The organism is Actinomycetospora sp. TBRC 11914, from assembly GCF_012933465.1.
In the GTDB taxonomy this organism is placed as follows: Bacteria; Actinomycetota; Actinomycetes; order Mycobacteriales; family Pseudonocardiaceae; genus Actinomycetospora.
The window spans coordinates 222,672-235,825 of the sequence record NZ_JABBND010000002.1 but is presented as its reverse complement, the minus strand read 5'-3'; the positions used below and the strand labels follow the sequence as shown (position 1 = coordinate 235,825).

Here is a 13,154-nt window from a genome sequence, read left to right as displayed (position 1 = left end):
AAACGGCCGTGCTCCGGCGCGGCAGGTCGCCGATACCGGGTGGGATGAATGCGCGGCCCGGGCGCCAAGAATAGGCCGTCCGGACGTGAACGCTGTCTGTTCGGAGCATTTCGCGCTCCGTGCGGGAACGGGTCCCGCGTCCGGCGGGTCAGTCGCCGGCCGGACGCGGACGCAGCCCGGCGGGCGAGGCGAGGTCGGCGGGCACGTCCTCCGGGCGCCGCGCCCCCCACTCCGACGTCGCGAGGCGGCGGTAGACCTCGGCCATCGCGGCGAACAGCTCCGGGGTCAGCTCGGCGCCGGCCTGGGTCGCGGCGATCTCGGTCATCTCGTCGACGAAGCGCCACGCCTTGGTCGCCGCGGCGGCGGCGTGCGGGACGTCGTCGTGCGGGAAGTCGAGCTGGAGGTCGGTGAGCACCGTCGCGAGGACGCCGTGGTGCTCGGCGGTGAGCAGGGCGTGCGCGAGCAGCGCCTGGTGCCCCTTGCGCACCGAGGCGGTGCACATCTTGGCAGCGCTCGCGGCGCCGAGGTCGGCGGCGAGCCCGACCCAGCGCACCCCGGGGACCCCGAGCGCGCCGATCTCGTGCGCCCGCGGACCGGCCAGGAAGATCCTCGTGGGCTGCTCGGCGTCGGGACGGGGCGGCGGCCCCGAGATCGCGGCGTCGACCACGTCCAGATCAGCGGCCCCGACGGTCGCGGCGACGTCCGCCACCGTCGCCGGCGCGACCGCGTTCGCCTCCAGCAGGAGCGGGTGGGCGCCGGTGCGGCGGGCGCCGGCCGCGATGTCCTCCGCGGTCGCCCGGGCCTGCGCGGGCGGGACGACGCTGATGACGACCGATGCTCCCCCGGTGACCGCGTCGATCGACCCGGCGTCGTCGATCCCCGCCTCCGCGAGGCGACGGGCCGTCGCCGCCGAGCGACCGGCCGCCGTCATGAGCACGTCGTGCCCCCCGGCGGCGAAGCAACGCCCGAGGGCGACACCCATCGCGCCGGGGGCGACGACCCCGACGGTCGTCACGTCACGCCCGGGCGCGGGTGCGGGCGGGCTCGAACCGCATCCCCTCGTCCACCTTGGCGCGGCGCAGGGCGACCGCGTCGATGGCGTAGTTCATCGCGAGCGTCCACGGGGCGCGGTCCCCGCCCTTGGGCAGCTCGTGGATGGAGCGCTGCACGTAGCCGGCGTCGAAGTCGAGCAGCGGGCGCTCCCCCACCGACGGGTCGCGCTGCGGCACGGCAGCCCCCTGCCCGTGGGCCTCCATCCAGCCGAGCAGCCGGCAGAAGTACTCGGCGACCAGGTCGACCTTGAGCGTCCAGGAGGCGTTGGTGTACCCGATCATGAAGACCAGGTTCGGCACACCCGAGAGCATCATGCCGCGGTAGGCCATGGTGTCGGGCAGGTGGACGGGCTCGCCGTCGACCTCCAGGCCGGCCCCACCGAACATCTGCAGGTTGAGCCCCGTCGCCGTGACCACGATGTCGGCCTCGAGCTCCCGACCCGACCGCAGCCGGATGCCGGTCTCGGTGAAGGTCTCGATGCCGTCGGTGACGATGTCGGCGTCGCCGCGGCGGATGGCCTTGAAGAGGTCGCCGTCGGGGACCATGCACATGCGCTGGTCCCACGGGTCGTACGGCGGGTTGAAGTGGGTGTCGACCTCGTAGCCCTCGGGCAGCTGCGCGGCTGCGGCCTTGCGCAGGACGCCCTTCATGAAGCGCGGGAACCGCTGCGAGATCTGGTAGAGCGCGATGAGCTGGGTGATGTTCTTGGCGCGGACGATCGGGTCGGCCACGCGGGCCGGGAGGAACCGGCCGAGGAACTCCGCGACCGGGTCGGTGCGCCCGATCGAGAGCACGTAGCTCGGCGTGCGCTGCAGCTGGGTGACGTGGGCGGCGCGACCCTCGCCCTGGGTCATGGCCGGGACGAGCGTGACCGCGGTGGCCCCGGAGCCGATGACCACCACGCGCTTGCCGGCGTAGTCGAGCTCGGGGTCCCAGTGCTGCGGGTGCACGACGGTGCCGCCGTACTGCTCGATCCCGGGCAGCTGCGGGGTGTAGCCCTCGTCGTAGCGGTAGTAGCCGGAGCACCAGAGCAGGAACGAGCAGGTCAGGTGCCGCTCTCCCGCCGCCGTGGTGAGGGTGAGCGTCCAGCGCTGGTCCTCGCTCGACCAGGCGGCGTGGGTCACGCGGGTGCCGTAGCGGATGTGCTGGTCGACGCCGTACTCCCGCGCGGTGTCGCGCACGTACTCCAGGATGGACGGCCCGTCGGCGAGCGCGACGGTGTCCGGCCACGGCCGGAAGGCGAACCCGAGCGTGTGCATGTCGGAGTCGGAGCGGATGCCCGGGTAGCGGAACAGACTCCAGGTGCCGCCGAGGTCGTCGCGGGCCTCGAGGAGCGCGTAGGAGTGCCCCGGCTGCTCCCGCTCGAGGTGGCAGGCGGTGCCGATGCCCGACAGCCCGGCTCCGACGATGACGACGTCGAGGTGCTCCGGCTCGCCCCCGTGGTCGGTCCCCGTCGCCCCGGCCGGCACGCCCACATCGGTACTCATACGTACCAGCCTACCGTCCGGTACCGCGACGTACCAGCCCTCGTCGTGGGTGTCACCGGCTCGGGCGTCAGTGCGCCGCCTGGTCCCAGGAGCGGCCGTACCCCACGGAGACCTCGAGCGGCACGTCGAGCGCGAACGCCGCCCCCATCTCACGGCGCACCAGCTCGGTCACCTGCTCCCGCTCGCCCGGGGCTAGCTCGAGCACCAGCTCGTCGTGCACCTGGAGCAGCATCCGGCTGCGCAGCCCCTCCTCGCGCAGCGCGGCGTGCACCCCGAGCATCGCGACCTTGACGATGTCGGCGGCGCTGCCCTGGATCGGCGCGTTGAGCGCCATCCGCTCCGCCATCTCGCGCCGCTGCCGGTTGTCGGTGGTGAGGTCCGGCAGGTAGCGGCGGCGGCCGAGGATCGAGCTGGTGTAGCCGTCCTTGCGGGCCTGGTCGACGACCTGCCGCAGGTAGTCCCGCACCCCGCCGAACCGGGCGAAGTACTCCTCCATGAGCTCCTTCGCCTCCTCGGTGGAGGTGCGCAGCTGCGCGGAGAGCCCGTAGGCGGACAGGCCGTAGGCCAGGCCGTAGTTCATCGCCTTGATCTTGGCGCGCTGCCCCTGGCTGACCTCGTTCTCGGCGCACCCGAACACCCGGGCCGCCGTGGCGGAGTGGAAGTCGACGCCGCTCTTGAAGGCGTCGATGAGCTCGGCGTCCACCGAGAGGTGGGCCATGATCCGCATCTCGATCTGCGAGTAGTCCGCGGTCATCAGCTCGGCGTAGGCGCCGTCCGCGGAGTCGGCCCCGACGACGAAGGTGTCGCGGATCCGCCGCCCGGCCTCGGTGCGGACCGGGATGTTCTGCAGGTTCGGCTCGGTGGACGAGAGCCGGCCGGTGCGCGCGATCGTCTGGTTGAAGGTGGTGTGGATGCGCCCGTCGTCGGTGACGCTGTCGAGCAGCCCCTTCACCGTGACCCGCAGCCGCGTGGCGTCGCGGTGCTCGAGCAGGTGCTCGAGGAAGGGGTGCGGGTTGGACTCGTTCAGCGTCTGCAGCGCGTCGGCGTCGGTGGTGTAGCCGGTCTTCGTGCGCTTGGTCTTCGGCATCTGCAGCTCGTCGAACAGCACGACCTGCAGCTGCTTCGGCGACCCGAGGTTGATCTCCTTGCCGATCACGTCGTACGCCGACTGCGCCGCCGAGGACACCCGCCCGCCGAACTCCGCCTCGAGCTCGTGCAGCGCGCTGATGTCGACCGCCACGCCCGCGGCCTCGAGGTCGGCCAGCACGCGCAGGAGCGGCAGCTCGAGCTCGGTCAGCAGCGCGGTGCCGCCGCGCTCGGCGAGGTCGGCGTCGAGGGCGTCCGCGAGGTCGGCCACGGCCCGGGCCCGCAGCATCTCGGTCTGCGCCGCCGTCTCGTCGGCCTCCTCCTCGCCGCCGTCGAGGGTGAGCTGCTCCCCGCCGGCGTCGGCCTCCTCGGCCCGCAGCTCGCGGCGCAGGTAGCGCAGCACGAGGTCGGCGAGGTCGAAGCTGCGCTCGCCCGGGCGGGCCAGGTAGGCCGCGAGCGCGGTGTCGCTGGTGACGCCCTCGAGCTGCCAGCCCCGGGCACGCACCGCGTGGCTCGGGCCCTTGACCTCGTGGCCGGCCTTGGGCAGCTCGGGGTCGGCGAGCCAGGCCGCGAGCGCGGTCTCGTCCTCCGGGCTGAGCGCGCGCACGTCCACCGACGCCGCCTCGCCGTCGGCCGCCGCGAGCGCCACCCCCGCCAGGTCGCCGGTGCCCTGCCCCCACGTGCCGCGGAAGGAGATGCCGACCCGGCCGCCGTCGCGGGCGTGCGCGTCGAGCCAGTCGCCGACCGAGCCGGGCTCCAGCACCACCCCGTGCAGCTCGAAGCCCTCCTCGGCCTCGGGCTCGGCGGCGGTGAGGGTGGAGAAGAGGCGCTCGCGCAGGACCCGGAACTCGAGCTCGTCGAACAGCCGGTGCACCGCGTCGCGGTCCCAGGAGCGGACCTCGAGCTCGGCGGGCGCGACCTCGAGCTCGACGTCGCGCACCAGCTCGGTGAGCTGCCGGTTGAGCACCACCGAGGACAGGTGCTCGCGCAGCGCGTCCCCGGCCTTGCCGCGGACCTCGTCGACCCGCTCGACCAGCGCGTCGAGGGAGCCGAACTCACGGATCCACTTCTGCGCGGTCTTCTCCCCGACCCCCGGGATGCTGGGCAGGTTGTCGCTGGGGTCGCCCCGCAGCGCCGCGAAGTCCGGGTACTGCTCCGGGGTGAGGGTGTAGCGCTCCTCGACCGCCTCGGGGGTGTAGCGCACGAGGTCCGACACGCCTTTGCGCGGGTAGAGCACCGTCACCTGGTCGGTGACGAGCTGGAAGGCGTCACGGTCCCCGGTGCAGATCGAGACCTGCATGCCCTCCGCGGTGGCCTGCGTGGTGAGGGTGGCGATGACGTCGTCCGCCTCGAAGCCCTCGCGGCTGACCACCGGGATGTTCAGCGTGGCCAGGATGTCCTTGATGAGGTCGATCTGGCCGCGGAACTCGTCGGGCGTGGAGCTGCGGTTCGCCTTGTACGCCGCGTAGGTCTCCGCGCGGAAGCTCTGCCGGGACACGTCGAAGGCCACGCAGACGTGCGTGGGCGCCTCGTCGCGCAGCAGGTTGATCAGCATCGACGTGAAGCCGTAGACGGCGTTGGTGGTCTGGCCCGACGTCGTCGTGAAGTTCTCGGTGGGCAGCGCGAAGAACGCCCGGTACGCGAGCGAGTGCCCGTCGAGCAGCAGCAGGCGCGCGCCGCCGGCCTCCTCACCGGGAGCACCCTGGGTCTTCCGCTTGCTTCCAGCCGACCGGTCCTGCGTCGTCGCCACCACGGACCCGAGTCTGCCAGGGGGGTCCGACAGTCTCCCCGGCGCTTCCGGGCCGGTCCCCTAGCATGATCGCCGTGGCAGACGCACCCGAGCAGACCGCGGTCCCCGATCTCTCGGTGGCCTACCCCGACGAGCAGCTCGCGGTGCGGATGGGCATCGAGGTCACCGAGTGGGCGCCGGAGCGGATGGTCGCGACGATGCCCGTCGCCGGGAACCGGCAGCCGTTCGGCCTGCTGCACGGCGGGGCCAACGGGGTATTGGCCGAGACCCTGGGCTCCACCGCGGCCTACCTGAACCGCAAGGACGACCTGCGCCCCGTCGGGCTCGAGCTCTCCTGCACCCACCACCGCTCCGCGACCTCGGGCCACGTCACCGCGGTGTGCACGCCGCTGTCGGTGGGCCGGACCGTCGGGACCTTCGAGATCGTGATCTCCGACGACGACGGGCGGCGCGTCTGCACGGCCAAGCTCACCTGTCTCTACCGGTCGAGCACGCCGCTGACGTAGGGGCCTTCGCCGAGTGGACCCAGAGGGCTGTGGCCGCAGCCGTGGGAGCCCAGTCGACACCGGGGCCGAACCCCGCGCCCACCCAGTGGACCTCCAGGGCTGTCGCAACGACCACCGGAGCCCACTCGACGCGGGTGCCGAACCCGGCGCCCACCCAGTGGACCCTCAGGGCTGCCGCAACGACCGCGGAGGTCCACTCGAGCCCGGGCGATCGGACCCCCAGGGTCGCGGCTCGGAGGGTGGCCGCCCGACGTGCCGCGCTCGGCCGGACGGAGCCGCACCGCGACGGGCGAGCGGCACCGTCCTCGCGTCCCATGACAGGAACGTGCCATTGCCCCCGCCCGGGGCCGGCCGTACCGCGACGGGCGAACGGCGCCGTCCTCGCGTCCCATGACAGGAACGTGCCATTGCCTCCGCCCGGGGCCGGCCGCACCGCCACGAGCGAACGGCACCGTCCTCGCGTCCCATGACAGGAACGTGCCATTGCCTCGCTCCCCCGACCCGCCCTACGAGACGCCGAGGTACGCGTCCTGGATCGACGGGTCCGCCAGCAGCTCCGAGCCCGGCCCGGAGCGGGTGACCTCCCCGGTCTCGAGCACGTAGGCCTGGTGGGCCAGCCCGAGGGCCTGGGTGGCGTTCTGCTCCACGAGCAGCACCGTCACGCCCTCCGCGTTGATCTCCTCGATCACCCGGAAGATCTGCGCGATGAACTGCGGCGCGAGCCCCATGGAGGGCTCGTCGAGCAGCAGTAGCCGGGGCCGGGCCATGAGGGCCCGCCCGATGGCCAGCATCTGCTGCTCGCCGCCGGAGAGCGTCCCCCCGACCTGGGTGCGCCGCTCCGCGAGCCGCGGGAAGAGCGTGAACGCCCGCTCCAGGTCCGCGGCGAACTCCGGCGAGCGCCGGTCGCTGCGCACGAACCCGCCCATGTCCAGGTTCTCGAGCACCGTCATGCCCGGGAAGATCCCCCGGCCCTCTGGCACCTGGCAGATGCCGCGGCGCACGCGCAGGTCGGCCCGGACCTTCGTCAGGTCCTCGCCGTCGAAGGTCATGCGCCCGGACTGCAGGCCCAGCAGCCCGGAGATCGTCTTCATCGTCGTCGTCTTGCCGGCGCCGTTGGCCCCGATCAGCGAGACGATCTGGCCCTCCTGGACCGAGAGCGTGATCCCGCGCAGCGCCTGGATGCGCCCGTAGGCGACGTTGACGTCGGAGAGCTCGAGCAGGCTCACTCCTCCACCGCCCCTCCCAGGTAGGCCGCGACGACGGCGGGGTCCCGGCGCACCACGTCGGGCTCGCCGTCGGCGATCTTGCGACCGAAGTCCAGCACGACGAGCCGGTCGGTCACCCCGAGCACCACCCGCATGTCGTGCTCGACGAGCACCACCGTGTAGCCGTCGTCGCGGATCTTGAGGATGAGCTCGGACAGCGCGTCCTTCTCCACGGCCGAGAACCCGGCCGCGGGCTCGTCGAGGCAGAGCAGCTTGGGCTCCGTCGCGAGCGCGCGGGCGATCTCGAGCCGGCGCTGGTCGCCGTAGGGCAGGGCCGTCGCCTTGTCCGCGGCGCGGTGGGCGATCCCGACGAACTCGAGCAGGGCCATGGCCTTGTCGGTCGCCTCGCGCTCCTCCCGACGGTGCCGCGGCAACCGCAGCAGCGCGCCGGGCACCGAGGTGCGGTGCCGCGCGTCGGCGCCGACGACGACGTTCTCCAGCGCGGTCATGGCGCCGAAGAGCCGGATGTTCTGGAAGGTCCGGGCGACACCGGCGCGGATGATGCGGTAGCGCTTCATGCGCGCGAGCGACTCGCCGTCGAGGCGGACGTCGCCCTCGGACGGGCGGTACACCCCGGTCATGATGTTGAAGCAGGTCGTCTTCCCCGCCCCGTTCGGGCCGATCAGGCCGAGGATCTCGCCTCGCCGGACGTCGAAGGAGACGTCGTCGAGCGCGGTCAGCCCACCGAAGCGCACCGTCAGGTGGTCGACGGAGAGCAGCGTCTCGCCGGCCGACGCCGCGAACTCCCGGTCGGGCGCGACGGTCGCCTCGACGGCGGCCTCGTGCTCGGCCCGCGCCGACTCGTCCATCTGGTCGAGGGCCTCGAGCAGGCCCTCGTCGGGCGTCGTCATTCGCCACCTCCCCGCGGCGAGGTGCCGGCGTGGTCGTCGGGCGTCGTCTCCGACGGGTCGCCCCGACCACGGGACGAGGCCGTGAGCCCGGTCGGCGCGACGCCGGTGCCGGCCCCGAACAGCTTCTGGTAGGCCTGCCGACCGTAGGCCAGCAGGTGCTGGCGCATCCCGAGGAGCCCCTGCGGCCGGAAGATCATCAGGATGATCAGCGCGAGCCCGAAGACCAGGAAACGGTACTCGGGCTCGAACTGGAACCGGTCCGGGATGTAGGAGACGAGGAAGGCGCCGACGATGACGCCGACCTTGTTCCCCTGCCCGCCGAGGACGACCGCCGCGAGGTAGAGGATCGAGGTGGTGACGTCGAAGCGCTGGTTGTTGACGAAGCCGACCTGCGCGGCGAAGAGCGTGCCCGAGAGTCCGCCCACCGCGGCCCCGATCGCGAACGCCCAGATCTTGAAGCGATAGGTCGGGACGCCGGTGAGCTCGGCGGCGTCCTCGTCCTCGCGCACCGCGATCCAGGCGCGCCCCACCCGGGACCGCTCGAGGTTCCCCATGAGGAACAGCACGATGATGATGATCGTGACGGCGAGCCAGTAGAAGCCCTGGGCGTCGGTCTGGGTGAAGAGCGGGGTGCCGTCGGGGTAGCTGCCGCCGGGCCGGGCGATGTCCTGGAAGCCGCGGTTGCCGCGCAGCGGGTCGATGTTGTCGGCCAGCAGCCGGACGAGCTCACCGAACCCGAGGGTGACGATCGCGAGGTAGTCGCCGCGCAGGCGCAGCGTCGGCGTCCCCAGGATGACCCCGGAGATCATCGTGATGACCATGGCGATCGGGACGATGGCCAGCCACGGGAACCGGACGCCGAGCTCGGAGTCCGGCGAGGACAGCAGCGCCGCGCAGTAGGCCCCGATCGCGAAGAACCCGACGTAGCCGAGGTCCAGCAGGCCCGCCTGGCCGATGACCACGTTCAGCCCGATCGCGATCAGGGCGAACACCGCCGCGTTGAAGAGCGCGATGGAGAAGTCGGTGGCCGGCTCCGTCGTGATGATCGGCGGGTTGATCACCGGCAGGAAGTAGATGAGCACCACGACCGGCACGAGCAGGCCCCACTGCTCGGGGCGGCTGCGGGCGTTCCACCAGCGGGAGACCTCCGCCCAGCGGTCCCGCATCGTCGACCCGGAGGATCCCGACGACGGGCCACGGCGGGTCCGGATGGTCGTCGTCATACCCGCGCCTTCCCGAGCGACTCGCCCAGGATCCCCGTGGGACGGAACATCAGGACGCCGACCAGCAGGACGAACGCGACGACGTCGCGCCAGTCGCCCCCGAACAGCGACTGACCGTAGTTCTCCACGACCCCGAGGATCAGCCCGCCGAGCAGGGCGCCCCGCAGGTTGCCGATCCCGCCGAGGACGGCGGCCGCGAAGGCCTTGATCCCGAGCAGGAAGCCGCCGTTGAACACGGCGCCCTGCGGGATCGTCATGAGGTAGAACAGCGCGGCCGCGCCGGCGAGCACGCCGCCGAGCAGGAACGTGATGACGATGACCCGCTCGCGGTTGACGCCCATGAGCGTCGCCGTCGCCGGGTCCTGCGCCACGGCGCGCACGCCCCGGCCGAGGCGGGTGCGGTTCACGAACCCGTCGGCGGCGAAGAACATCGCGATCGACGCGAGCACGATGATGATCTGCAGGTTGGTCACCGGCGCGTCGAAGACCCGGAACACCGGCTCGGGCTGGAGGAGCCGGATGGTGCCCTCGGGGTTGGACCCGCGGAAGATCCGGAAGAGCTGCTGGACGACGAACGACGCCCCGATCGCGGTGATCAGGAACGCCAGGCGGGGCGCGTTGCGCCGCCGCAGCGGGCGGTAGGCGACGCGCTCGAGCACCACCGCCGCCGCGCCCGCGAGGACCATGCCCACGACGCCGGCGAGGAGGAGGTCGGCGATGATGCCGCCGATCGGGAGGTTCGGTGCCGCGCCGGGCTGGAAGCCCAGGGCGAGGAACGTGAAGTACACGCCGAACACCCCGATCACGAAGATCTCGGAGTGGGCGAAGTTGATCAGCTGCAGGACCCCGTAGACGAGGGTGTAGCCGATCGCGATGAGGGCGTAGATGCTCCCGTAGGCCAGGCCGTTGATCGTGTTGGCCCAGAACCGGTCGAGGAACAACCCGACGTCGAAGTTGATCCACGGCCCGGTGTCCTGCGTGAGCAGGTCCGTGACGGCGATGACGGTGTGGATGACGCGCTCCCTGGGGGCGCCGGGGGCCGCGGGGGTGGGCGGCCGGGCCGGGCGGTCGGTGCGGACCGGGATGACGTACGACGGCCGCGCCCGGGGTGACCGGGCGCGGCCGTCGTCGTGGGAGATCGGCTAGATCGGCGAGTCCGTGACGATGTTCTGCCCGTCCACGCGGTAGACGTAGACCGGGGTGTCGGTGAGCTCCCCGTTGGGCTGCCACGCGAACTTCTTCGTCAGACCCTGGCCGTTGTAGGTCTTGACGTAGTTCAGCAGCGCCGGCCGGCTGTTGATCCCCTTGTCGATCCCGGACAGCAGGATCGTCGTGGCGTCGTAGGCCTCGGCCGAGTAGGTCTGCGGCGGGGTGCCGTAGGCCTGCTGGTAGGCCTGGGTGAAGGCGGTGAAGCCCTCCTGCGGCACGCACGGGCAGGTCAGGTACGCGCCGTTGGCGGCCCCGGCGGCGTTCTTGACGAACTCGGGGTCCTTGACGCCGTCCGGCGCGACGAACGTGGTCTGTACGCCGGCGTCACGCAGCTGCTGGACCAGCGGCGAGGCCTCGTTGTAGTAGCCCGCGTAGAAGATCACCTGCGGGTTGGCCTGCTGGACCTGGCCGACCGTCGCGGAGAACTCCTTCTGGTTCGTCTTGACGTTGCCCTGGCACGCCGCGGCCGGGCCGAGCGCCTGGGTCACGGCCGTCGCGAGCCCGATGCCGTAGTCCGAGTCGTCCTTGATGACGCAGACCGACTGCGGGTTGAACTTCGTCTTGATCCACTTGGCCGCGGCCGGACCCTGCACCGCGTCGTTGCCCAGACCGCGGAAGAAGTTCGTCCAGCCGTTGGTGGTCAGGCTCGGGTTCGTGGCCGACGGGGTGATGTTGACCAGGCCCGCGGCGTTGAGCGCCGGGCCGACGGCCTTCGACTCGCCGGAGAACGGCAGCCCGACGATGCCGAGGACGGCCGGGTTGTTGATCACGGCCTGCGTCGGGCCGACGGCCGTGTCGGGCGTGCCGCCCGAGTCGGACTTGACCAGCGTGACCTGGCAGCCCGGGTTGGCCTGGTTGTGCTGGTTGACCGCCAGCTCGGTGGCGTTCGCGATCGCCTGCCCGAGGGCGGCGTTCTGGCCGGCCAGGGTGCCGACGTAGGCGATCGAGGTGCCGGGCGCGCACTTGCCCTGGCCGTTGCCCGCGGGGAGGGCGGCATTGTTGGGCTGGGCGGGGGCGGGGGCCTGGCTCGTCTGCGCAGCGCCACCTCCGCCCTGGTTGGCGCAGCCGGAGAGCACCAGGGCCGCTGCCGCGACCAGGGCACCCGCGGCGGCGAGCCGACGTCGGACCACTGAACGAACCTCCTGTGCATGTGCTCGCAGAGCGACCGACGAAGTTCCAAACTCGTCCGGTCGGGTGGGAAAGATAGACCCAAATCCCTGCCATGAACAGGTGCAGTCCAGTGGGAGTGCGCGGTGTGTCGTCACCGTCCGGTCACGACGGGACCGGGTTGGCGAGGTGGTGTCAGGGCTGCGCGCGGTCGGGGATCCAACGGCCGCCGACCAGGCGATACATGGTCACCGCGTCCGAACCGACGTCGCCGAACCGGTCGAACGAGATGGGCCCGGTGATCCCGTCGGCGTCGTACGCCTGGACCGCCTGGACGACGGCCGGTCGCAGCGCCGTCGACCACTCTCCGCCACCGCGGTTGGCCACGACGGTGCCGGCCGACCCGAGCACGACGTTGGCGGCGTCGAAGCTGAACGCCCCGTACTGGCCGTACCCCTCGCGGTAGCCGGCCGCGCGGTAGGCGTCGAGGAAGGCCTTCGCGCCGGGCAGCGTCTCGGTCGGGGGCCCGACGGAGGTGCCGAGATCGCCGTCGCGACCCCCCTCCGTGGCGTAGTCCGGGTCGACGATGCCGTCCCCGCCCATGAGCGGGACGCCGAGGCCGGCCAGCGCCCGCGAGAGGGGTGCGCCGTCGGGGTACTCACCGCCGTAGAAGACCGCCTGCGGGTTGCTGCGCCCGATGGCGGCGACGGCGGCCGTGGGCGACGACCCCGCGGGCAGCGTCGTCCGGAGGACGACGTCTCCCCCGCGGGTCGCGAACTGCTTGGTGAACTCGTCGGCGATGCCCTCGCCGTAGGTCTGACCGTCGCTGACCACGGCGACGCGGGTGCGGCCCAGCGCCGCGAGGTGGTCGGCCGCGGCCGGGCCCTGCACGGCGTCCGAGGCCACCACGCGGAAGTACGTCTGGTACTGCCGCAGCGGGGCGGTCACCGGGTTCGCGCCGCGGGTCAGCGAGACGTTCGTGTTGCCCGGGGAGACCTGCACGACGCCGGCGTCGCCGAGCACCGGCTGGACGGTCTGCGCGGTCGAGGAGTTGTAGGTCCCGACGACGCCGATCAGGTCGGGGTCCGCGACGAGGTCCTTCGCGGCGGCGGCCCCGGTGGGCGGGTCGCCGCGGTCGTCGCGGCTCTGCAGCTCGAGGCGGTAGCCCGGGATGGCGCACCGCTCGTTGGCCTGGCGCACGGCGAGGTCGGCGGAGTCGCGCATGCCGAGGCCGATGTTGGCCAGCGGACCGGACAGCGGGGCGATGAGCCCGACGGCGAGGGTGCCCTTGTCGGTGTCGCAGTCACCGCCCGCGCCGCCCGCCGAGGAGCACCCGGCGAGGGCGAGCGCGGCGGCGACGACGGCGACCGTCAGGAGGCCCGTCGTCCGGCGCGCGGAGGCCATGCCTGCGCCGGTCGCGCGGCGCCGATCGCCCACCCGCGCGCTGACCCGCCCACCACCCACCGCGACCTCCGGACCCACCGACGACATCGAGCGGATCGACCGTAGGTCACGATCGCGTGACGTCTTTCAGCGGGTGGGTCCGTCGGTGCTGGTCAGCGACGCGTTCCCCCACGCGGCCGCCTCACGCACCGTCACGGTAGTCGTCTCGGTGAG

At 72.4% G+C, this 13,154-nt stretch carries 11 protein-coding genes; 2 read left to right on the top strand and 9 right to left on the bottom strand.

The features are described 5' to 3' along the window. Window positions 1-148 precede the first annotated feature (148 nt). The 3 genes from HH311_RS33170 to polA all read right to left on the bottom strand — a co-directional run bounded on the left by HH311_RS33170 (window position 149) and on the right by polA (window position 5,295). On the bottom strand, window positions 149-1,015 hold the full coding sequence (locus tag HH311_RS33170; RefSeq protein WP_169182922.1) for an NAD(P)-dependent oxidoreductase: 867 nt from the start codon (window positions 1,013-1,015) through the stop codon (window positions 149-151). A gap of 1 nt (window position 1,016) precedes the next feature. Further along, window positions 1,017-2,540 (bottom strand): NAD(P)/FAD-dependent oxidoreductase, encoded by a 1,524-nt coding sequence (locus HH311_RS07095; RefSeq protein WP_169182921.1) that lies wholly within the window; start codon window positions 2,538-2,540, stop codon window positions 1,017-1,019. Window positions 2,541-2,607: 67 nt separating this feature from the next. Next, window positions 2,608-5,295: a DNA polymerase I gene (gene polA, locus HH311_RS07090; RefSeq protein ID WP_211189814.1), complete on the bottom strand. Its 2,688-nt coding sequence runs from the start codon at window positions 5,293-5,295 to the stop codon at window positions 2,608-2,610. A gap of 146 nt (window positions 5,296-5,441) precedes the next feature. Between polA and HH311_RS07085 the strand changes: the two genes are divergently transcribed. Then, window positions 5,442-5,882, top strand: coding sequence for a hotdog fold thioesterase (locus tag HH311_RS07085; RefSeq protein WP_169182920.1), 441 nt, complete (start codon window positions 5,442-5,444; stop codon window positions 5,880-5,882). Between the two features lie 506 nt (window positions 5,883-6,388). Here HH311_RS07085 and HH311_RS07080 read toward each other — a convergent pair. Genes HH311_RS07080 through HH311_RS07065 form a run of 4 tightly spaced genes read right to left on the bottom strand, consistent with a single transcriptional unit; the run spans window position 6,389 to window position 10,162 of the window. After that, a complete protein-coding gene (locus tag HH311_RS07080; protein ID WP_211189813.1) occupies window positions 6,389-7,102 on the bottom strand; it encodes an ABC transporter ATP-binding protein in 714 nt (237 codons plus the stop codon). Window positions 7,103-7,104: 2 nt separating this feature from the next. Continuing rightward, window positions 7,105-7,998 carry an ABC transporter ATP-binding protein gene (locus HH311_RS07075; RefSeq protein WP_169182918.1) on the bottom strand — a complete coding sequence of 298 codons (894 nt, stop codon included), beginning with the start codon at window positions 7,996-7,998 and terminating at the stop codon, window positions 7,105-7,107. After that, window positions 7,995-9,221: a branched-chain amino acid ABC transporter permease gene (locus tag HH311_RS07070; protein WP_211189769.1), complete on the bottom strand. Its 1,227-nt coding sequence runs from the start codon at window positions 9,219-9,221 to the stop codon at window positions 7,995-7,997. Before HH311_RS07070 ends, HH311_RS07075 begins: the two co-directional genes overlap by 4 nt. Then, window positions 9,218-10,162: a branched-chain amino acid ABC transporter permease gene (locus HH311_RS07065; RefSeq protein ID WP_211189768.1), complete on the bottom strand. Its 945-nt coding sequence runs from the start codon at window positions 10,160-10,162 to the stop codon at window positions 9,218-9,220. The genes HH311_RS07070 and HH311_RS07065 overlap by 4 nt, the downstream gene beginning before the upstream one ends. 37 nt (window positions 10,163-10,199) lie before the next feature. Here HH311_RS07065 and HH311_RS07060 point away from each other — a divergent pair, with 37 nt between their 5' ends. Further along, window positions 10,200-10,367, top strand: coding sequence for a hypothetical protein (locus HH311_RS07060; protein WP_169182917.1), 168 nt, complete (start codon window positions 10,200-10,202; stop codon window positions 10,365-10,367). Here HH311_RS07060 and HH311_RS07055 read toward each other — a convergent pair. Beyond that, window positions 10,364-11,560: a branched-chain amino acid ABC transporter substrate-binding protein gene (locus HH311_RS07055; RefSeq protein WP_169182916.1), complete on the bottom strand. Its 1,197-nt coding sequence runs from the start codon at window positions 11,558-11,560 to the stop codon at window positions 10,364-10,366. The genes HH311_RS07060 and HH311_RS07055 overlap by 4 nt on opposite strands. A 172-nt stretch (window positions 11,561-11,732) precedes the next feature. Continuing rightward, window positions 11,733-12,941 (bottom strand): branched-chain amino acid ABC transporter substrate-binding protein, encoded by a 1,209-nt coding sequence (locus HH311_RS07050; RefSeq protein WP_169182915.1) that lies wholly within the window; start codon window positions 12,939-12,941, stop codon window positions 11,733-11,735. Between the last annotated feature and the right edge of the window lie 213 nt (window positions 12,942-13,154).

Coding starts and splice junctions, on each gene's coding strand:
- HH311_RS07095 (WP_169182921.1), bottom strand. CDS start 2,540: ATGAGTACCGATGTGGGCGTGCCGGCCGGGGCGACGGGGACCGACCAC.
- HH311_RS07085 (WP_169182920.1), top strand. CDS start 5,442: ATGATCGCCGTGGCAGACGCACCCGAGCAGACCGCGGTCCCCGATCTC.
- HH311_RS07075 (WP_169182918.1), bottom strand. CDS start 7,998: ATGACGACGCCCGACGAGGGCCTGCTCGAGGCCCTCGACCAGATGGAC.
- HH311_RS07070 (WP_211189769.1), bottom strand. CDS start 9,221: ATGACGACGACCATCCGGACCCGCCGTGGCCCGTCGTCGGGATCCTCC.
- HH311_RS07050 (WP_169182915.1), bottom strand. CDS start 12,941: ATGGCCTCCGCGCGCCGGACGACGGGCCTCCTGACGGTCGCCGTCGTC.